General features: G+C 36.2%; 23 protein-coding genes. 15 read left to right on the top strand and 8 right to left on the bottom strand.

The annotated features are described in order from the left end of the window. From OMO38_RS18190 to OMO38_RS18170, 5 genes are all read left to right on the top strand, one after another. Positions 1-219: hypothetical protein (locus OMO38_RS18190; RefSeq protein WP_264751606.1), on the top strand; the 219-nt coding region annotated here is incomplete at its 5' end. Between the two features lie 81 nt (positions 220-300). Further along, positions 301-795, top strand: coding sequence for a Smr/MutS family protein (locus OMO38_RS18185; RefSeq protein ID WP_264751605.1), 495 nt, complete (start codon positions 301-303; stop codon positions 793-795). An 18-nt stretch (positions 796-813) separates the two neighbouring features. Continuing rightward, positions 814-1,530, top strand: coding sequence for a DUF3822 family protein (locus OMO38_RS18180; RefSeq protein ID WP_264751604.1), 717 nt, complete (start codon positions 814-816; stop codon positions 1,528-1,530). A gap of 73 nt (positions 1,531-1,603) precedes the next feature. Continuing rightward, on the top strand, positions 1,604-2,200 hold the full coding sequence (locus OMO38_RS18175; RefSeq protein ID WP_264751603.1) for an RsmD family RNA methyltransferase: 597 nt from the start codon (positions 1,604-1,606) through the stop codon (positions 2,198-2,200). A gap of 45 nt (positions 2,201-2,245) precedes the next feature. Next, complete coding sequence (locus OMO38_RS18170) at positions 2,246-2,845, top strand: nitroreductase family protein (protein WP_264751602.1); 600 nt, start codon at positions 2,246-2,248, stop codon at positions 2,843-2,845. Between the two features lie 92 nt (positions 2,846-2,937). Here OMO38_RS18170 and murI read toward each other — a convergent pair whose 3' ends face one another. The 5 genes from murI to OMO38_RS18145 form a co-directional block, all read right to left on the bottom strand. Then, positions 2,938-3,768 carry a glutamate racemase gene (murI, locus tag OMO38_RS18165; RefSeq protein WP_264751601.1) on the bottom strand — a complete coding sequence of 277 codons (831 nt, stop codon included), beginning with the start codon at positions 3,766-3,768 and terminating at the stop codon, positions 2,938-2,940. Positions 3,769-3,876: 108 nt separating this feature from the next. Further along, positions 3,877-5,001, bottom strand: coding sequence for a radical SAM family heme chaperone HemW (gene hemW, locus OMO38_RS18160; protein WP_264751600.1), 1,125 nt, complete (start codon positions 4,999-5,001; stop codon positions 3,877-3,879). A 52-nt stretch (positions 5,002-5,053) separates the two neighbouring features. Beyond that, entirely contained in the window at positions 5,054-6,004 is a 951-nt protein-coding gene (locus OMO38_RS18155; RefSeq protein WP_264751599.1) for a PorP/SprF family type IX secretion system membrane protein, read from the bottom strand. Positions 6,005-6,055: 51 nt separating this feature from the next. Beyond that, positions 6,056-7,120, bottom strand: coding sequence for an RluA family pseudouridine synthase (locus OMO38_RS18150; RefSeq protein ID WP_264751598.1), 1,065 nt, complete (start codon positions 7,118-7,120; stop codon positions 6,056-6,058). Positions 7,121-7,189: 69 nt separating this feature from the next. Beyond that, on the bottom strand, positions 7,190-8,239 hold the full coding sequence (locus OMO38_RS18145) for a PASTA domain-containing protein (protein WP_264751597.1): 1,050 nt from the start codon (positions 8,237-8,239) through the stop codon (positions 7,190-7,192). Positions 8,240-8,393: 154 nt separating this feature from the next. Between OMO38_RS18145 and OMO38_RS18140 the strand changes: the two genes are divergently transcribed. From OMO38_RS18140 to OMO38_RS18130, 3 genes are all read left to right on the top strand, one after another. Next, positions 8,394-9,383: a D-alanine--D-alanine ligase gene (locus OMO38_RS18140; protein WP_264751596.1), complete on the top strand. Its 990-nt coding sequence runs from the start codon at positions 8,394-8,396 to the stop codon at positions 9,381-9,383. 91 nt (positions 9,384-9,474) lie between these two features. Continuing rightward, positions 9,475-9,939 (top strand): pantetheine-phosphate adenylyltransferase, encoded by a 465-nt coding sequence (coaD, locus tag OMO38_RS18135; RefSeq protein ID WP_047447322.1) that lies wholly within the window; start codon positions 9,475-9,477, stop codon positions 9,937-9,939. 70 nt (positions 9,940-10,009) lie between these two features. Continuing rightward, positions 10,010-10,642, top strand: coding sequence for a trimeric intracellular cation channel family protein (locus tag OMO38_RS18130; protein ID WP_264751595.1), 633 nt, complete (start codon positions 10,010-10,012; stop codon positions 10,640-10,642). A gap of 74 nt (positions 10,643-10,716) precedes the next feature. On the opposite strand, the gene OMO38_RS18125 is transcribed toward OMO38_RS18130, so the two are convergent. After that, positions 10,717-11,283, bottom strand: a complete 567-nt coding sequence (locus tag OMO38_RS18125; protein ID WP_264751594.1) for a DUF2892 domain-containing protein — start codon at positions 11,281-11,283, stop codon at positions 10,717-10,719. A 79-nt stretch (positions 11,284-11,362) separates the two neighbouring features. Continuing rightward, a complete protein-coding gene (locus OMO38_RS18120; RefSeq protein ID WP_264751593.1) occupies positions 11,363-11,860 on the bottom strand; it encodes a dihydrofolate reductase in 498 nt (165 codons plus the stop codon). Between the two features lie 147 nt (positions 11,861-12,007). Between OMO38_RS18120 and OMO38_RS18115 the strand changes: the two genes are divergently transcribed. The 6 genes from OMO38_RS18115 (at position 12,008) to OMO38_RS18090 (ending at position 17,532) form a co-directional block, all read left to right on the top strand. Further along, positions 12,008-12,616, top strand: coding sequence for a LemA family protein (locus OMO38_RS18115; RefSeq protein WP_264751592.1), 609 nt, complete (start codon positions 12,008-12,010; stop codon positions 12,614-12,616). Position 12,617: 1 nt separating this feature from the next. Next, positions 12,618-13,046, top strand: a complete 429-nt coding sequence (locus OMO38_RS18110; RefSeq protein WP_264751591.1) for a TPM domain-containing protein — start codon at positions 12,618-12,620, stop codon at positions 13,044-13,046. Continuing rightward, entirely contained in the window at positions 13,027-13,821 is a 795-nt protein-coding gene (locus OMO38_RS18105; RefSeq protein ID WP_264751590.1) for a TPM domain-containing protein, read from the top strand. Before OMO38_RS18110 ends, OMO38_RS18105 begins: the two co-directional genes overlap by 20 nt. Before the next feature lie 40 nt (positions 13,822-13,861). Continuing rightward, positions 13,862-14,359 (top strand): hypothetical protein, encoded by a 498-nt coding sequence (locus OMO38_RS18100; RefSeq protein WP_264751589.1) that lies wholly within the window; start codon positions 13,862-13,864, stop codon positions 14,357-14,359. A gap of 763 nt (positions 14,360-15,122) precedes the next feature. Further along, positions 15,123-15,644, top strand: coding sequence for an NAD(P)H-dependent oxidoreductase (locus tag OMO38_RS18095; RefSeq protein ID WP_264751588.1), 522 nt, complete (start codon positions 15,123-15,125; stop codon positions 15,642-15,644). Between the two features lies 1 nt (position 15,645). Beyond that, the gene (locus tag OMO38_RS18090) at positions 15,646-17,532 is read left to right on the top strand and encodes a monovalent cation:proton antiporter-2 (CPA2) family protein (protein ID WP_264751587.1); all 1,887 of its coding nucleotides are present in this window, start codon (positions 15,646-15,648) and stop codon (positions 17,530-17,532) included. Position 17,533: 1 nt separating this feature from the next. On the opposite strand, the gene OMO38_RS18085 is transcribed toward OMO38_RS18090, so the two are convergent. Continuing rightward, positions 17,534-18,334 carry a head GIN domain-containing protein gene (locus tag OMO38_RS18085; protein WP_264751586.1) on the bottom strand — a complete coding sequence of 267 codons (801 nt, stop codon included), beginning with the start codon at positions 18,332-18,334 and terminating at the stop codon, positions 17,534-17,536. A 168-nt stretch (positions 18,335-18,502) separates the two neighbouring features. Between OMO38_RS18085 and OMO38_RS18080 the strand changes: the two genes are divergently transcribed. Continuing rightward, positions 18,503-20,644: a M3 family metallopeptidase gene (locus OMO38_RS18080; RefSeq protein ID WP_264751585.1), complete on the top strand. Its 2,142-nt coding sequence runs from the start codon at positions 18,503-18,505 to the stop codon at positions 20,642-20,644. The last annotated feature ends 282 nt before the right edge of the window (positions 20,645-20,926 follow it).

Raw genomic sequence — 20,926 nt, 5'->3', positions numbered from 1 at the left:
TATCAGGGGCGATATCTAAGTATCAAAGAAACGTCTGTCTTTATCCTGCTGCTTTTGCTCTTTTGGTTAATTTTTTTAACCAAGTTATTAATCTATTTTGCTTCATGCAAACTTACCATAGTAACGGTTACCCCACAGCAAGCCAATCGACAGGCTCAGGACAGGCTGGCTTGCGAGGAGTATGAGTGGATAGCGGGAATAGCTCCTAAAAATGAGTAATCTGGTAGTTAACGATTAGTAGTTTTATTAAAGAAAACAATTGATTCTTAATTACTTTCAATGACAAAATGAAAAAAATATATGAAAATTGGCGATAAAGTATCTGTAGTAGACGAAGATTTGAGCGGAGTAATCACTTCGGTGAATGGAAATATCGTGGTTTTCAAGGATGAATATGGTTTTACGTATCAGCATCCGAAAGAGAAACTCGTTCCGAAAAATGCTTCTATCTATGATAATATAAAAGTTGTGCAAAAAGCAGAACCCAGAAAAGTGACCTCTAAAAAACACGATAAAAATCCCTTGGTTCTTGACTTACATTTTCATAATTTGGTTAAAAATCCGAATGACTACGACGGTTTTGAAAGGTTATTTATGCAAAAGGAAAAACTGGTGCAGACAATTAGTTTCTGCAGAAAAAATCATCTGAAAAGACTTGAAATTGTTCATGGCATTGGTGACGGTGTACTTCAGAAATTAGTCTGGGACGTGCTTGAAAGTCAAACCGGTTTGGATTTTTACAACAAAGAAATACTTCATCACCAATCGGGTGCGGTAATGGTAGAATTTCACTAAATTTGTAGCAATTGTTATATGAACGTACTTACTTTACTTTTTACAAAAGACGGGCTGATTTATCAGATTTCCAAGAACAAAAATGTTTTGGAGGAGAAGTCTTATCTCGTGAATGAAGAATCTCCCGCAAATTTTATCGCTGATAAACTGGAGGAAGCTTTGCTGAAACAAAGATATGATGAAGTATCTGTAATTTCGGCACTCAATCATTTTACTTTGATGCCGGAAGGTTTTTCTGAGCACGATGCAGGATATGACCTGATCGCTTTCAACGCTCCTGTTGATAAGGAAAAAGAGGAATTGATGCTGTCGGTGAATAAGAAATTTCAGGTTCAGTTTTATTATACTTTTCCTAAGGATTTGTACTCCAAAATTAAAGATCTCTCAATCCCTGTGAAGTTCAATTTTTCGGGAGAGAAGTTTTTAAATTCAATACAAAATAAAAACAACAAAGAAATTCATATTAATCTTTATCATAACCAGTGTGAGTTTTTTGCGATTGCCAACAAAAAGGTGATTTTGTACAACAATCTTGACGTGAACTCTGAAGTGGATTTTCTTTACTTCGTGATGTTTACTTTAAGCAAAATCGGTTTCGGCATCAACGACACCAATTTCTATGTGTACGGAGAAACGACAGAAAACGAAACATTTATTTCAGAACTTCAGAAGTTTGTGAAGAATATAAAAATTGTTTTTGATAATATTCCGAATAAGAATTTCATTCTAAATTAGGTTGCAGGACGCAGATTTCAGAACTTAGTCCTTTTCTGCTTACCTATAATCTACTACCTAAAACCTAAAAAAAATGTACAGAATAATTGCCGGCAAGTGGAAAGCCAAAAAAATAGCCGCTCCTAAAAACTTTGACGTAAGACCGACCACCGATTTTGCGAAAGAAGCTTTGTTCAGCATCATCGAAAATAAATACGATATGCAGGCGAGCTCTGTGCTGGATCTTTTCGCAGGAATTGGCTCTATCACTTTCGAATTTGCGTCCAGAGGCTGCAAAGATGTCACTTCAGTTGAATTAAACCCTAAACATACTTCATTTTTAAATTCTACTGCTGCAGAACTTGGATTTAGCTTAAATGTAAGTGTGCAGCGTGGCGATGTTTTTGACTGGCTGAAAAAATTCAGAAATAAAAAGTCTTACGAGATTGTTTTCTCTGATGCACCATTTGAAACTGAAGAGAAAAAATATATGGAACTGATTTCTTTGGTTCTAAAAAATAAATATCTGAAACCGAACGGAGTTTTCATCGTAGAACATCAAAGCAGAATGAAACTTGATCATCCGAATTTGGTTGACAGCCGAAAGTATGGAAATATAACCTTCAGCTTTTTTGAACCTATTGAGGAAGAGGAAACAGATTTAGAAGAAACAGATCATCAGGAAAATTAATTCCTGATTTTTTTTGTTTAATTTAGTAGGTATAAATGAATAACGATGAGCTTTTTAGATAAAATAAAAAACCGGTATGCGGTAAAAAAATACAATCCTCAAGTTAAAATTAGCCAGGAGAAAATTGATGAATTGAAAGGGATATTGAATTTGAGTCCGTCCTCAATCAACAGTCAGCCCTGGAATTTTGTATTTATTAAAACACAGGAGATTAAAGAGCAATTATCTGAATTTTCTTACCACAACAAACAAAAAGTAATCGACTGCAGTCATGTGATCGTTTTTCAGGTGCTGAAAAGCTCAGAACACTTCGAAAACCAAATGCACGAATATCTTAACGAAGTGGGAGTAAATTTTTATAACACTCTTGTAAAACCAAAAGGCGAAGAATATATCAAATCCTGGATGACCCACCAGGTTTATCTTTCGCTGGGTGTATTTCTTTCAGCCTGCGCAGATATGGAAATCGATTCTACCCCAATGGAAGGTATTCAGGCTGATCAGTATGATTCGATCATCAATAATCCAAATTACGAATCTGTTTTTGCCGTAGCCATTGGCGAAAAGTCTGAAGAAGATCATAACCAACTGACCATTACTCCGAAAAAGAGATTAAATTCAGAAAAAATTATTAGTGAAATTTAAAATCTGGATTTTAGATTTTGGCTAAAGCCATCGACACTGCATAAAAAAAAGGGCTTTAGCCCGTTTTTATTGATATAATAATCATTAATTTTCTATAAAACCTTCATTTCTAAATCTATACTTTTCCCGAAGAACTTTTTTGAAATTTTCTCAAAGTTTTTGGTAATATCCGATAGGTAAAACTGGTAAGTCGCCTTTGGATTGCCTGTATTGAGCAAATGATATTTATCTAAAATAATATTCAGGTGATTGGCTACAATATTGGGAGAATCTATTACCCGTACACGGTTTCCGTAATACTGTTTAATCTCATCAATCAGTAAAGGATAATGTGTACAGCCTAGGATCAGCGTCTCGATATTTTTAAGCTTGGCATTGCTCAGATAATTGTAAATAATTGAGTGGGTAATCGGGTGATTTTTGAAACCTTCTTCAATCGCGGGAACCAACAGCGGTGTCGCCAGTTCATCTACTTTGATAAACTTATTGTGCTTCCTGATGCTTTTTTTGTAAAGACCAGAATTCACCGTAGCCTTAGTTGCAATGACCCCTACATTATTGTGAATTTCATACGCTACTTTTTCAGCAACTGGGTTGATTACGTCAATCACGGGAACTTTTCCGGCAACAGCTTCCATTACTTCATTCAAAGCATTTGCCGTTGCGGTATTGCAGGCTATTACAATAGCTTTACAGTTTTGCTCCAGTAAGAAATTCGTGATCTTTGTTGCGTACCCGATGATCGCTTCTTTAGATTTTTCACCGTAAGGAAGATGTTTGGTATCTCCGAAATAGATCAGATCTTCATTCGGAAGAAGTCTTTTGATTTCTTTGGCAACCGTTAATCCACCCACACCACTATCAAAAATTCCGATAGGCTGTTGAGGCGAAAGATGCGAATAATCCTGTTTTTTAGTTTTCAAACGAAGTGAAATTTAGTGCAAAAATAGTGAAATTGTTGGATGCAGAATGTCGGAGTCGGGAAGTTTTTTACAAACCTATGGATCGACCTCTGAATTTTGACTCTCCAGCTAAACCTGAAACAAATCTGAAGCAATTCCATCTGCCATAAACCAGTGTTTTTCAGGAATTTTGAGATGATTATTTTCTTCAATTAAAATTCCATCTGCAAGCTTCTGTTGGATTTCTTTCTGAAACTGGTCTAAAATATCTTCTTTAAATTTATTTTGTAAACTTTCGAGGTCAACGCCCCAGGTTGTTCTGAGGCCAATCATAATCATTTCGTTAAACTGATCTTTCGGTGACAGGATTTCAGTCTCTTTAGCTAAAAGATTGGAGTCTAATTTTCTAATATACTGTTGGTTGTTGGCAATATTCCAGCTTCTTGCGTCAAATCCGTTGTAGGAATGTGCAGAAGGACCAATTCCCAAATATTCAGTATACTTCCAATAGGCAGAATTATGTCTTGAATGAAAACCTTTTTTAGCAAAGTTAGAGATTTCATAGTGCTCAAATTCATGATCTTTTAAAAAGTCAATCATATAATAAAATTCTCTGTTCTGCTCTTCTTCTTTAGGATTGGAAACTTTTCCATTCGCAATCCATTTTTCTAAAGCAGTCTTGGGTTCCACGGTCAGGGCGTATGAGGAAATATGGGGAACTTCAAGCGCAATGGTTTTGTTTAAATTTTGTTTCCAAATTTCTAAACTTGAAGTTGGCGAACCGTAAATTAAGTCAATACTTAAATTTTCAAAGCCAAAATCCTGAGCTCTTTTTATGGAACCTTCAGCGTCCGAAGCATTATGTGCACGATTCATCAACCTTAAATCTTCATCGAAGAAACTCTGCGTTCCAATTGACAGTCGATTTACCGATGAAGTGGACAGCTGTTTTAAGAAGTTTTTATCTAAATCATCTGGGTTTGCCTCTAAAGTGATTTCAATATCTGAGTTAAAGTCGTAATATTTGAGAACTTCATCAATCAAAGACTTGATTTCATCGCCAGAAAGTATAGAAGGGGTACCGCCACCGAAATACAGTGACTTCAAATTTTTATTCTGAAGCTCATCTTTTCGTAGAAAAATTTCCTTTTTCATTGCAGAAAGCATTTCATCTTTAAAATTTAAAGACGTTGAAAAGTGAAAATTGCAATAACTGCACTTCTGTTTGCAGAAAGGAATGTGAATGTAGATCATAAAAAAAGCTCTGAAAAATTTCAGAGCTCAAATTTATTTAATTTAAATCAGATTAATATCTAAATCCTCTATGATTAATAAAGTTATCAAAGTTATAACCCAAACCAATCATGAAGCTGTTTCCACCATATTCCTGAATGTCAGACATTCCCAGGTTGTAAGTAGCACCCACCATAAATTTGTTGAATCTTACTTTTACAATTGGTGAAATACTCAACTGTTGGTTGTCAAATCTGTTTTGAACACCTCTGTAGCTTACCCCGAAAGAGAATGCATTGATGTCATTAGAGAATGTAGCCATCAAGTTTAAATCCATCATTCTTGTAGAGTTGGTATTTAAATTGATTAATGCTGAAGGAGTAATCGCAATATTGTCTGCAATTTTCCAGTCGTATCCTAAGTTTAAGAAGAATTTGATTGGCGATGGCTCGTAGTTGTTAACGATAGATTCGTCGTTGCTTAATGCAATATCGTTTACAGAAACACCTCCAAATAAACCTTTGTAGGTAGCAGCTAAACCGAAGTTTGCATATGCCATAAAGATGTTACTCTCGTTTCCTTGTAATAAAGGATCGTAACCGTCTTCAGTATTAATTTTAGAATAGTCAAAATTCATATTATAAAAATTAACACTTGTACCAAAAGAAAACTGATCTTTTCTTTCACCATCACTGCTTAGAGGGATGAAGTAAGAAGCTCCCGCTGTAATACCACCTGCAGATATAGGACCGTTGCTATCTCTAAAAACGGAAATACCCGCTCCCACTCTATCAAAAATATTAGCATTAATCCCGACAGACTGAACGTTCGGAGACTCGCTAAATTTTGAAAATTGTTGTTGATAGTTTAGATTAAGCTGTACATAGTCCGTTTTACCATATTGTGCAGGGTTGAACAGGAACTCACCATCTAATAGATATTGCTGATAGTATGGTAATGATTCTTGTGCTTTGTACGCATTAGACAAAAGAGCTAAACATACGATAGCATATAGTTTTCTCATAACAAATCTTGATTTCAATTCAACAAATATAAAAAAATTCTCAATATATTTTTAGTTTTCTAAATAATTTCTCCATTTTTTTACGGCATCCGTCATATCTTGAGGCATTGGGCTCTCAAAATACAATTCCTTTTTAGTCGTGGGATGTATAAATCCTAAAGTGTGGGCATGAAGTGCATGTCTCGGTAAAATTTCGAAAACATTTTTCACAAAATGCTTATACTTAGGAAGATTAACTCCACGAAGGGCGACATTTCCTTCGTATCTCTCATCATTAAACAGTGTATGACCGATATGTTTGAAATGAGCACGGATTTGGTGAGTTCTTCCTGTTTCCAGCTTACATTCTACCCAGGTCATGTATTTAAATCTTTCCAAAACTTTATAATGAGTCACGGCGTGCTTCCCAGCACTTCCGTCTACATAAGTGTACATCTGCATTCTATTCTTAGGATGCCTTCCTATATGACCCGTAATGGTGCCTTCATCTTCTTTCACATTACCCCAGACAAATGCCCAGTATAATCTTTTGGTTTTTCTTTCAAAAAACTGTTTGGCAAGAAAGCTCAGTGCATATTCGTTTTTGGCAATCACCAAAAGTCCGGACGTGTCTTTGTCAATCCTGTGCACCAATCCTACTCTATCCAAATCAGATTTCTCACCTTTCTTATCAAAATGAAAAGCCAATGCATTGACTAAGGTTCCGTCCCAGTTTCCAAATCCGGGATGCACTACCATTCCGGGATCTTTGTCTACCACGACCAGATCATCATCTTCATAAACAATATTGATCGGGATATCCTGCGGAATAATTACATTTAATCTCGGCGGATGCGCAAGCAGTAATGAAATCTGATCTCCCGGCTTTACGCGATAGTTCTGCTTTACAGGATTTCCGTTAACCACAACGTTCCCGGCTCTGCAGGTTTGCGAAATTTTATTTCTTGAAGAATTCTGACGGAAGTTTAAAAGAAATTTATCTATTCTCAGGGGTTCCTGCTTGCCATCAACAGTAATGTTCACATGCTCATACAAACCCTTGTTTTCCTCATCAATATCTACATTGCCTGGATCTAATAATTCTTCGTCTAAAAAATCTTCGTTATCTTCTGTCATTACGGTCTTTTTACATAAAAGGCTCCAACATGTTAAAGTTGAAGCCTGAATTTTTTATCAATATAATTTTTACTGAATAGTAACCTTTTTTGTTTTAGGCTTATCTGTAACTTGTGTTGCTGTCTGCTTCGCCGCATTGTCTGTAGCTGTCCTTGGCTTCGTATCCGTTGCTCTCACCGAACTTACAGGCTTAGATGTAGAAGTAGCTGAAGGTTTCGGGCTGGCTGGCTTTGGCGTTACAGGTGGTGGAGGCACAGTTACTGGCTCGTCCTGAAAATTAGGAACCTCTTCGTATCTTATCGGCGGAAGTGTGGTATCGATTTTCATTCTGTAAGTAGAGTTTAGCTGTTCTATTCTGTCACGCAGTTCTGCAGGAGTTTTCTTACTCGCCCAAAGGTCAATCTGCATTCCCTGATCTCGTGCATCACCTGCAGCTGGATCTTGGTAATAGACAATATCAGAATCATCTTTGCCACCATCTTCATGCTCTACAATTCCAACTTCAAAAAGATTTCTGGCGATATAAGCTCTTGCTTCTTTCACCGTTAAACCTACCACATTCGGTATTGATATATTTCTCAATGGTCCAGAGCCTACTACAACATCAACTACAGAGAATCTTGGGATCTTTGTACCCGGCTTCAATGAATTTCCTTTAAATAAAACTCTGAGAACTGCATCTTTCTGGATACTCGGCTCAAAAATAGTATCTCCAACTTTCAAGCCTACCTGATCCAATCTCTGGAATGCAAGACCAGAATATTTATTGATTACATCCGGCACAGCCACAGGCGCCCAGCTTCGTGGATTAACTTTTAAAGTAATTGCTCTTCCGTCTTTAACACGTGATCCTGGCGCAGGATATACCTGAAGTACCTGAAAAGGTCTGTATTTCGGATTATAGGTAGCACTGTCTACTTCATAGTCAAGACCTGTGTCTTCTAAAATTTTGACAGCATCATGTACAGATTTATTAACAATATTAGGAACAGGAATCTCCTGCCCATGGTTTGTATGGTACTCAAGCCAACGAAATGTAAGCCATACCAATCCCACGAAAACAGCGATTGCCACTAATAAATTAACTAAAACTTTCCAATTGAAAAGTGATTTAAGCATACTTGAAAATACTTGAATTATAACGGCAAATATAACTAATAATTTTTGATTGCACTTTTTATTTAACAGATTTAGCATTTGTTTCAAATTTTGACAAATTCAATTCGTGCGTGATATAATTTCATTAAATTTGCCTTAAATGATATAAACGGATATGAGCAAAAAACACGTTGCTGTAGTGATGGGAGGCTATTCTGACGAATATAAAGTTTCCCTGAAAAGTGGGCAGTTGATCTATGATTCTTTAGACAGAGATCAGTATAATGTATATAAAGTTGTCATTCTTAAAGATGAATGGTATTTTTTAGGTGAAAATGAAAATAAACTTCCTATTAATAAAGGTGATTTTTCTGTCAATATAAACGATACCGAAACTTTAAAATTTGACGTTTGCTTCAATATCATCCACGGAACTCCCGGTGAAAACGGAATTCTGCAGGCTTACTGGGACGCAATCGGTCAAACTTATACCGGATGTGACTTTTATCAAAGTGCCCTGACGTTTAATAAAAAAGACACCTTAGCCGTCTTATCAAAATATGGAATTCCCTCAGCCAAAAGTGTTTACCTCAGAAAAGGAGAAGACATTAACGTTGAAGAAATTATTGAAAATCTTGGACTTCCCGTTTTCGTAAAACCTAATCAATCTGGATCTTCACTTGGGATTTCTAAAGTAAAAGAACAGTCTGAACTTATTGCTGCCACTGAAGTCGCTTTTAAGGAAGACGATGAAATTTTAATTGAAAGTTTTCTCGACGGAATGGAAGTTTCTGTAGGTGTCATAGATTTTAAAGGAGAGACGATCGTTTTGGGAATTACAGAAATTGTTCCTCAAAATGAATTCTTCGACTACGAAGCTAAATACGAAGGAGCTTCTGAAGAAATTACTCCGGCAAGGATTGACGCTGAAACCACAAAAAGAGTGGAAGAAATCGCAAAAAGAGCTTACGATTCTTTAGGAATGAGTGGATTTTCCAGAAGTGAATTTATTTTAATGGATGGAACTCCGTATATGCTGGAAATGAATACCAACCCAGGTTTTTCACCCGCAAGTATTCTTCCGCAGCAGGCAAAAATCTATGGAATCTCTATCAAAGATCTTTGCGGAAATGAAGTTGAAAAAGCTTTGAATAAAAAGAAATAAAGGCTGAAAGATGAATGTTGGAAGATTAAGTCAGATGCTTTAATTTTTTCTCAACGCATGATTTAAGCCCATAACTTATAATTAATTACGCATGAAAATTGCCGTTTTTCCAGGGTCTTTTGATCCTATTACCTTAGGACATTACGATATTATTGAGAGAGCTGCGGCACTTTTCGACAAGGTGATTATTGCCATCGGACAAAATTCTCAGAAGAAATACATGTTTCCACTAGAAAAAAGGATGGAATTCATTCAAAATTCTGTCGCTGAGTTCCCCAATGTTGAAGTAGATCATTTTGAAGGTTTAACAGTCGACTACTGCTTTGAAAAAAATGCGCAGTTCATTTTAAGAGGCCTTAGAAACCCTGCAGATTTTGAATTTGAAAAGGCAATTGCTCATACCAACCGCACTTTAGCCCACAAAAAACTGGAAACCGTATTCCTTCTTACCTCATCAGGAAAATCGTTTATCAGCAGCAGTATCGTGAGAGAAATCATCAACCACGGTGGAGAATATGAACTTTTGGTTCCGGACGCGGTGAGAGTTGAAAAATAATCAATAGGATGATAAGTGATCTAAATTGCGAATTCATCATTTATAGTTCATCAGTCATCACCCATACCCAATGCACGAACAGTTTAATTTTGCCATAGAAATTCTCGGGACGATCTCATTTTCGATGTCGGGGAGTTTTGCTGCGATGCAGAAGCGACTGGATCCGTTTGGAGTTTTAATTATCGCTTTCGTTACTTCTGTTGGCGGCGGAACGGTGAGAGATTTACTTCTTGATATTCCTGTTTTCTGGATGCATGATCTTTTAATGTGCGGTTTAATTTTGGTAACAAGTATTTTCTCGATGATCTTTAAATCGATAGAGAAAAATTTTAAAGTAACCCTATTTATTTTCGACAGCTTTGGATTAGGTCTTTTTACCATTATCGGTGTCCAGAAAGGATTAAATTTAGAAATTCACCCTTTAATTTGTATTGGATTAGGAACGATCACCGGATGTTTTGGCGGAATCATAAGGGATATTTTACTGAATAGAATTCCTTTAATTTTCAGGAAAGAAATTTATGCAAGCGCATGCATTATTGGCGGTTCAACTTTTTTACTGCTAACGCATTTTACTAATCTTTCCTATACTTTCATCCAAATCTTCACAATCTTAATGATTGTAAGTGTCAGAACGCTGGCGGTGAAATATCATTGGCAAATCCCGAAATTTTATGGTTACGAAAGTAATTCTGAAATGTAAATCAATTTACAAAACATAAAAAATGCACCAAAAACAAATTGGTGCATTTATATTTTATCTGAAAAAGGAATTTGCTAAAACTTCCCTCTGTTTCTCATATGAGGATTGTGAATATGCTTCTGCATTGTCGGCATTTTCAACTGATCTTTCATCATTTTAATCTGATCAGTCATCATTCCTGCAGTATCCAAAGCTTTCGCTTCATCAAGAAGTCTCTGTCCTTCCTGTCTTCTTCCTCTAGAAATTGCTCCGGCTGCCAAATTTAAAGTTGCCATCGCTCTGTCATGTTTCATATTGAGACCATATTCCAAAGCTTTTTTCATTAAAGGTTCAACTTTCGTAGGATGATCCTGAGCCAAAACCAAACCTTGAAGATAATGGTAATAGCCATATTGGGTTTTGTGAAGCTGAGATTTGTAATCAGTAATATTGGTTAAAAATTTCGAGGCTTTTACCATATCCTGTTTTCTCAGTTGCCAAAATGCCAAAAGAATGTTTTCGTTTTTAAAGAATAAGAAAATAGGCAAAGCAGACAAAAGGAAGATTACGATTCCCCAACCTAAGTTTCTTGTGAAAATCATCATGTAAAGACCTCCCAAAATCAGAAGTGCTGCTACTGCGATTTTTATGTATTTATTCATTATTAAAATTTAGAAGTGCAAAGGTAATAAATTTGGTTGAGAATTAATTATTCAGTATTAATGTAAAAACTGCCTGATATCAACTCTTAGTTTCAATTTTCACATAAGTTTGAAAAGAAAAATCGTATTGGTTCTTATCATCTTTCTCATGAAAAACCTCATCCGTCAGCTTCCAGATTTTCGGATCTATTTTAGGAAAAAAAGTATCAGCTTCCAATTGAGCCTTCACCAAAGTAACTTCAAGTTTATCAGCAATTTCCATGGTCTGTTCATAAATATTTCCGCCTCCGATAATAAATATATTTTCGTCAATCTTTTTTGCAAATTTAACGGCTTCTTTAATGCTTCCGACAATTAAAATTCCTTCTTCAAACCAGTTTTTCTTTCTGGAAATTACAATATTGGTACGATTTGGGAGTGCCTTGCCGATGCTTTCGTAAGTCTTTCTTCCCATAATGATCGGGTGACCCGATGTAAGGTCTTTAAAATGTTTTAAATCTTTAGGGAGATGCCAAAGCAATTGGTTATCAGCACCAATTTCGTTTTTCTCGCCCATTGCGACCACTATTGTTGTCATTCAATTAATTTTCTGCAAAATTAGCACATAATTTGTATATTTGGGTAGCACAACAAAATTTAAAATCATTAAATCTTCATCACTGAATCTTTTCACTTGAAGATTATTTTTTTCAAATAAATATTAGAAACAAATAAACACTTAAACATGAAAAACAAAGGTTGCCTGAGCGCCGGAACGATCGGTATTGCTCTTTTAATTATCGTTGCTGTATTATTTTTCTGGGGAAAAAGCGGATACAATAAATTCGTCACCAAAGAACAGAATGTGAATACAAAATGGTCTAATGTTGAAACCGTTTATCAAAAGCGAGCCAACCTAATTCCGAACCTTGAGAGAACTGTAAAATCTTACTCTAAATTTGAGCAGGAAACTTTAACCAAAGTTGTGGAAGCACGTTCTAAAGCTACATCAATTAACATCGATCCTACCAATATGACCGAAGCTGATTTGGCAAAATTCCAGGCAGCCCAGGGAGAATTATCAGGAGCATTGAGCAGATTGATGGCAGTGGTAGAATCTTATCCTAATCTGAAGGCAGATCAGCAGTACATTAATTTCCAGAGAGAATATACCGCGATTGAAAACAGCATCAGAACAGAGACTGTATATTACAACGGAGCCGCTCAGGATTATAACACTTCTATCAAGACTTTCCCGAATAATATTCTGGCGAACTTCACCAACTTTAAAGAAAAACCATACTTCAAAGCAGCTGCAGGAGCAGAAAAAGCACCGGAGGTTTTCACAGAATAAGATGAGCCGATTTCTTACAGATCAACAGATAGCTTCCCTCGTGGAAGCTATTCAGTCGGCAGAAGAACATTCTACCGGAGAAATTCGGGTGCATATTGATTCTACTACCGAAAACAGTAATGCAGAGACCGCTTATGAAGTTTTCAATGAATTGTGTAAAGACAAAACCAAAGAAAAAAATGCGGTTCTCTTTCATATTAACTTTGAAAAAAAATACCTGACCATTATTGGCGACACAGGAATTCATGCTAAAGTACAGCAGTCGTACTGGGATCATCTGCATGATTTTATCACTTCAGAATTTGCAAAGGGCAATTATTTTAAAGCTCTGAAAAGTGCTATTCTCGAAACCGGTCTCGAACTCAAAAAACATTTTCCGGTGACGGGAGAAAACCACAATGAACTTCCCAATGAGATTACATTCTCTTAAATTACTGTTTTTATTTTTTTTAATCTGCATTTACTCAATCGTATCTGCACAATATTCTATTCCTGAAAAACCTTCGGTTTTATATCCTGTTTACGATGAAGGAAATTTGCTGACCAATCAGGAAAAAACCGAGCTTAACAACAAACTCATCAAATTTGCGGATTCTACTTCAACGGAAATTGAGGTTATCATTATTCCATCAACCAAAGGTGAAGACATCAATTATCTTGCAACGATGTTTGGTGAAAAATGGGGGATCGGACAAAAAGATGTTGACAACGGAGTTGTTTTTCTTATTGCAACTCAGGACAGAACGATGTCAATTCAGCAGGGACGTGCAGTTGAGCAATATTTAACAGCCTCAGTTGCAGGACAGATTCTCGATTATATTGTGACCCCAAAATTCAAACAGGGTAAATGGTATGAAGGAATCAACGGGGGCACATCTGCAATTATGGAAGCGGTTCAGGGGAAGTTTAAACCCTTAACCAATCACAAGAAATCAGGCGAAATAAATGTTTCAAAACTTCTTCTAATCGGATCTATGATCTTCATCATCCTGATTTTTCTTTTCAGAAACAGAGGCGGTGGCGACGATGACGGCGATGTTATGATTAGCCGAAGAGGACGCAGAAATTATCCAGGCGGATTCTTTCCTTTCCCTTTTCCGGGTGGTTTTGGCGGAGGAAGTTCTGGCGGCGGCGGTGGCGGCGGATTTGGAGGATTCGGCGGTGGCGGAAGTTTTGGAGGCGGTGGAGCTTCGGGAGGATGGTAAATGAATTTATAAAATTTTTAAACTTTCTAGGTTAAAATTGATGAAAATATTAAAAATATTTTTAATAATTATCTGCTCAAAAACTATTGCGCAGGAAACTAAATTTTCTAAAATCCCTAAGAACATTAATAAACAAATTCAAAAAAACTATCAGCGTAACAACGTTTTCTATTTTTACTTTCCCGAATATAAAGATTCTTTACTTCTGTGGAAATATGAAAATGGAAAGGTTATTTGGAAATTTTTAGATGGAAATAAAATAAAAGAAAGTGGAGAGTTTATATCTGAAATAAATTCTAACACTTTATCTATAAATGCTACAAATAAAATTCTACGAAACGAAATTGAAAAATTGAATACAGATTACAACTGCACAGACGTTTTAGATGGTGCTTTTTTAGGCTATGTATATTCAATAGATAATGAGGAAATGATTGGTCAAAATTACATTGCTGCAAGCGAATGTGCAAAAAGCACTAATTCAACTATTACAAAGGATTTTAAAATTATTTTTGATAATATTTGGAAAACAAAATGATAAAACTTTGAAAATAATTGTATTACTAAATTAATTAGTCAGAAATAAGTGGAAAAATAAATTAATAATAAAATGTTCTAGCGTATTTTACGTATGCTACATACTATGATTATTTTATCTATTAAATTTAATTAAAACCTAGTGGTATTTAGTTTTCACTCTAATTTCATTTTAATATAGCCAAGATAAAGAAACTATTTTCAATCATTTCAATCCTAAGTTTCATCACGATTTTCTCCTAACAAATAAAACTTTAACAAGTTTTCCAGATTATCAATATATGCTGGGAAAACAGTTTTCTGTCGAACAGTTTAATAATTATAAAGGATTCAAATTTAACATTAATGACCTGAAAGACAAACCGAAGCTTATAAAGTTTTGGTCAACAATCTGTGAATACTGTATTGAAGAAATGCCGATATTTAATCAATTAGAAAAAGATCTGAAAGGCAAAGTTAATTTATTGGAATCACATTCAGCACCAAGGAACAAGTGGATAAATTTCTAACAAAGCATAAATTTACATTTGATTTCATTACCGATGTGGAATACAAATTGTTTGAAAAAAATTAAAATCACACTGTATCCAATGATTTTTATTCTTGATAAAGATGGAATTCTTCAATACGTGATTAGAAAGTTGAATCCGGAAAATGCAGATACCATTAAAAAAATATTATTAGAATATTAAAAATTCAAATCACCTGTATAAATCTGTTCATATTTTAGCAATAATTCATTATATTTACTAAAAACAGGTTCTATGAAGAAAACGCTGGCAGTTTTTGCGCATCCTTATTTGGAACACTCAAACTCAAACGTAGAGTTGATCAACTTCTACGTTCGTCATCAGCATTTTACCTTACGCGACCTTTACGAAGAATATCCCGATTTTCATATCGCCGCTTTTCGTGAGCGAAAACGTCTAAAAAATTACGACCGATTTATCTTTCAATTCCCAATTATCTGGTTTGGTATGCCTCCCTTGCTGAGGCTGTGGATTGACGAAGTTTTTGACAGAAACTGGCTTAATGAGGGAGAATACAATCCTTTGGAAGGTAAAGAAGTCTATATCGTTGTAACCACTGGTGGAAAAGAAAGATCTTTCAGCAAAGAAGGTACTTATCAATATACTGTCGAAGAACTCATCAGCGGTCTGATCGTTTCACTAAAGGTTTTTAAAGCCAACATTAAAGACATCATCATCGTTTACGAAGCCAACAAACTTTCAAAAAAAGAAATCATTTTACATAAACAGAAATTTGCAAAACTTTTAAATCAATAGTATGGAAACTACTTTAGCCATGAACACCCTACTCTTTTTAGGCGTTGCCATTATTATGGTGCCGCTGGCAAGAAAATTGGGTCTCAGTTCTGTTATCGGCTATATTTTAGGTGGAATTATTATTGGCCCATACGTTCTTAAACTCACAGGAAAAGACGTTAACGATATTATGCATGCCAGCGAATTTGGAGTTATTATGCTTCTTTTTTTGGTTGGATTGGAACTGGAACCCAGAAAATTCTGGGAAATGCGTAAGAAAATTCTGGGCTTGGGGATGACTCAGATGGTTTTAACGATCGCATTGTTATTTCTAATATTTATCGCTGTAGGATGGAAAACCGATAAAGCTTTTGCCGTCGCCATGTGTTTTGCGCTTTCTTCTACGGCTATCGTTCTTCAAACTTTGCAGGAGAAAAACAGTTTTAAAACAGTATCTGGAGAAGCATCATTTTCCACCCTACTGTTTCAGGATATTGCTGTGATTCCTATCTTGGCGATCTTGCCTCTGCTTGCCCATTCAAAGGCGAAACAAAATGAAAATGAAGTTCAGGTCTTAATTCAGAAACTCCCAGAATGGCTTCAGGCCGGAACTGTAATTATGGGCGTTGTGATTTTAATTCTGTTGGGCAGATATGTTTTTGTACCTTTTTTAAGGTATGTTTCAAAAGCCGGAATGACCGAACTGCTGACTGCCTCTTCCCTATTTCTCGTGATTGGGGTTTCAGAATTAATGGTTTCTATAGGTCTTTCTCCAGCACTGGGAGCTTTCCTTGCGGGTGTCATGCTGGCCAACAGTGAATTTCGTCACGAATTGGAAGCACAGATAGATCCGTTTAAAGGTCTGCTTCTTGCCGTGTTTTTTGTAAGTGTGGGATCAACAATGAATTTTAATGTCATTGCTGCAGATCCTTTATTTATTTTCTCAACCGTCTTTGCGGTTTTAGCTGTAAAATTTACTGTTCTTTTTTCTATTGGTAAGTTCTTTAAAATGGATAATCCACAAAGCTTATTTTATGCATTTGCACTTTCGCAGGTGGGAGAATTTGCTTTTGTACTGATTAATTACGGATCAGATCTTCACCTTTTTGGTGCAGAATTAAATGCTCAAATGATGGCTGTCACGGCGATAACCATGTGTATCACTCCGTTTCTCTTAATCATCAATGATAAACTGATCAGTCCAAGATTCTTAAGCGGAATTCCGGATGAAAAAAGTGACTTTGATATTCTTGAAAACAATATTCCTCAAAAGAAAATTATCATTGTAGGTTTTGGCCATTTCGGAAGTACGGTAGGCCGTCTTCTGAAAGCCAATAAAATTAAAGCGACCATTCTAGACAGAGATTCAGACCGGGTAAAACTTTTGCGTGGCTACGGATTTAAAGTCTATTACGGTGACGCCACAAGAATTCCTGTTTTGAGAGCTGCAGGAATTGAGGACGCAGAAATTTTGGTTTTATGTCTAGATAATTCCGGCGACAATAAATTTATAGCAGAACTGGTAAGCGAACATTATCCTGATGTGAAAATATTCGTGCGGGCGAAAAACAGAATTGATGCCTATTCTTATTTAAATAACGGTATAGATAATATTTACCGTGAAACCTTAGGAACTGCTGTCGACATGGCGGTTGACGTTCTTCACGAAACAGGGATGCGAAAATATGCAGCAAGACGCCTAGGACAAAGATTTATGGCGATTGATAAAGCTTCTATCAGAAAACTCGCAAAGTCTGATGACGATGACGAAATCCGTCTCTTTACCACAAAAGAAATCCTCCAGAGAGAGGAGGATTTACTGGCTTATGACAATCTCAATTTTGATGGAAAAAATTGGGAAGGCTCTTCATCATCTGCAGAAGAAGATGATGAGGAAAACAAAGATTAATTTATTGAATCGAAACGCTTCCACCACTGCTTTCTTCTTTTTTCACAGTTGTAACATTTCCTTTTTTATAAACCGTAACGCTGCCTCCGGACGAAGCTTCTGCATCAACCGTTGAACTTGCGCTCACCTCTAAACTTGCACCACTTGAAGAATCTGCTTTCAGATTTTCAACAATGACATCTTTTCCGTTGATACTGCTTCCTGACGAAGAACTCATTTCTGCATTCTTAGATTTACCAGAAATAGAGATACTTGCTGCCGAAGACGCATCAATATCTAAATCTACTGCCCAAATTTTACCGTCAAAACTACTGCTGCTGTCCACAGAAATTTCTAAGTCATTCGCTTCAAGTTGACCAGTAATACTTGCAGCGCTTGATGCCTCAACATCTGTTTTTTCCTGGGTAAATTTATCTTTCACCGTGATGCTTGCTGCTGAGTTGGCAATCAGTTTCACAAAATCTTTAGCATAAATTTTCGCCGTCACATTATTGGTATTCATTACTCTAAATCCTGTTTTGTAGTGAATATGCACTTTTCCGCCTCTTCTTTCCACCAAAACTTCATCAATAATATTAGCAGGAGCAGAAATTACTACTTTTTCAACATCAGATTTTATAATTTCAGCTTCAATGGCCTGCGAAACTTCGATTTCGTCAAAATCTCCACTGAATTCTTTCTGTTTTAAAGGTCCGTGGTCTTTATTGGTAACATCGGGAAGCCATTTTGATTTCTCAGACTTTTCGTTACATGCGGAAAGAGTGATCAATCCGGATAAGAGTAAAATTGTAGGATATTTCATGGTTGGTTTTAATGAATTTTGTTTGTATTAATAATAACAACTAAAATATAAAAAATATTACATCATTAAAAATATTTATCAATGAGTGTATGACTGATGCTTAAAAAGCAGTTGCAATTCATTTATCAATTACTTTTAATACCTTTAGACTTTAATAATAATTCATTTATGAAAAACATTTCATCAGCATTATTAATTTCTGCTTTGGCATTCAATTACTCTTGTACCACAATGAAAACAACCGACGTAAAACAGGAAATCCCTGTTCCTGATGCTTCACTTTCTTCAAATCCGTTCATGAAGAAAAGCAAACTTCAATATGAAGCTCCCGAATTTGATAAAATTAAAAACGAACATTTCAAACCTGCTTTTGAATTTGGTTTAAAACAGCACGATGCTGAAATCCTTACAATTGCCAACAATTCTGAAAGAGCAACTTTTGAAAACACCATTGTTGCCTTAGAAAAAAGCGGAGAAGTTCTGAAAAGAGCCGTAACCATCTTTTCAAATCTGACGAGCGCAAATACAAACCCTACGCTACAGGCTTTAGACGAAGAATTTGCACCAATTTTCGCAGCACATTCTGATAAAATGTATCTGAATGAGAATTTATATAATAGGATTAAATCTATTTCAGATAGCGGTTTAGATTCTGAAAGCAAAAGACTTTTACAATTCTACAAGCAGAATTTTGAAATCGCAGGAGCCAATCTTTCCGCTGCTGATAAAGAAAAATTAAAGCAGGTCAATCAGGAGATGGCTTCACTTTCCACTCAATATTCAAATAAATTACTGGAAGCAAGAAAGGAAGGCGGAATCATCATCGATAACGTAAAAGAATTAGACGGACTTTCAGCTGATGAAATTGCAGCTGCTGCAGCGGACGCAAAAACCGCAGGAAAAGAAGGAAAATATCTTTTAGCGCTTCAAAATACAACACAGCAACCCGTTTTACAAAACCTGACCAACCGCGCAACCCGTGAAAAAGTTTTCAAAGCTTCATGGATGAGAGCTGAAAAAGGTGGAAACAGCGACACGAGAGCAACCATCGAGAAACTGGCACAATTAAGACTTAAAAAAGCGCAGATTTTAGGCAAAAAAAGTTTCGCAGAATGGAAACTGCAGGATCAAATGGCGAAAAATCCTGATGCTGCCGTTAAATTGATGAACCAATTGGCAACTCCCGCTGTGGAAACCGCAAGACGTGAAGCAAAAGATATTCAGGATTTGATTGACCAGCAGAAAGGTGGTTTCAAACTGGAACCTTGGGACTGGAATTTTTATGCTGAACAGGTGAGAAAAGCAAAATTTGATTTAGATGAAAACCAAATCAAGCCGTACTTTGAAATCACAACTGTTCTGGAAAAAGGAGTTTTCTTCGCCGCCGAAAAATTCTATGGACTGACATTTAAAAAGAGAACCGATCTTCCGGTGTATCACCCTGATGTGGTTACCTATGAAGTTTTCGATCGCGACGGAAAATCTCTGGCTATTTATTATTTAGATTTCTACACCAGAGATTCTAAAAACGGTGGTGCGTGGATGAGTAATTTCGTTGAGCAATCTTATCTGCTGGGAACAAAACCAGTGATCGTCAACTGCTACAACTATCAGAAACCAGCAGCCGGAAAGCCTTCTTTAATCAGTTATGATGATGTAACAACCATTTTCCACGAATTTGGTCACTCCATCCACGGAATGTTTGCGAGTCAGAAATACCCTTCTCTTTCAGGAACCAATGTACCGAGAGATTTTGTGGAATTCCCTTCTCAGATCAATGAACACTGGGCATTAGATCCTGTCGTTTTAAAAAATTACGCACTTCATTACGAAACAAAACAGCCGATTCCACAGGCTTTGGTTGATAAAATTAAAAAAGCTGCAACTTTCAACCAAGGTTATATGACGACTGAATTGGTTTCTGCAGCTGCTCTGGATATGGATTGGCATTCTGTAACCAACGAAAGTCAGTTGCTTCCGGTTTTAGACTTCGAAAAGCAATCGTTAAATAACCACGGATTTAATTTATCAACGGTTCCGCCAAGATATCATACACCTTACTTTGCCCACATTTGGGGTGGCGGTTATTCGGCAGGATATTACGCATATTTATGGTCTGAAACTTTAGACAGCGACGCATGGGAATGGATCGAAAAGAATGGTGGACTGACAAGAGAAAATGGTGACCGCTTTAGAAAGTATATTCTGTCTGTCGGAAATTCTGTTGATTTGAATCAGGCGTTCAGAGATTTCACAGGACATGATCCGGATATCAAGCCGTTGTTGAGAGACAGAGGTTTTATTAAATAAATTTCAGGAAGCATTCATTTATTTGGATGCTTTTTTTAGTTATACGAATGGCTCGAATTTAATGCGAATTATCCCGAATTGGTCTCTCGCAGATTTGCTGATTGAGTAGATTTTCTTCTGAATACAATTTAGTATTTCACGGTTTGTTTGTCATTCCGTAGGAATCTCAACTACTTTATTTTCAGGATGTAGGAATTCCTTTGGAAAGTGAAGATTTGAACAAAACGATTACTTGTAACAAGTGTTATAATTAAAACCGACATTCATATTAATTTAAACACA

Origin of the sequence: Chryseobacterium kimseyorum (assembly GCF_025971945.1) — a bacterium.
Classification (GTDB): domain Bacteria; phylum Bacteroidota; class Bacteroidia; order Flavobacteriales; family Weeksellaceae; genus Chryseobacterium; species Chryseobacterium kimseyorum.
Note: the sequence above shows the minus strand (reverse complement) of the source record. Positions and strands in the feature narration are given on the sequence as shown.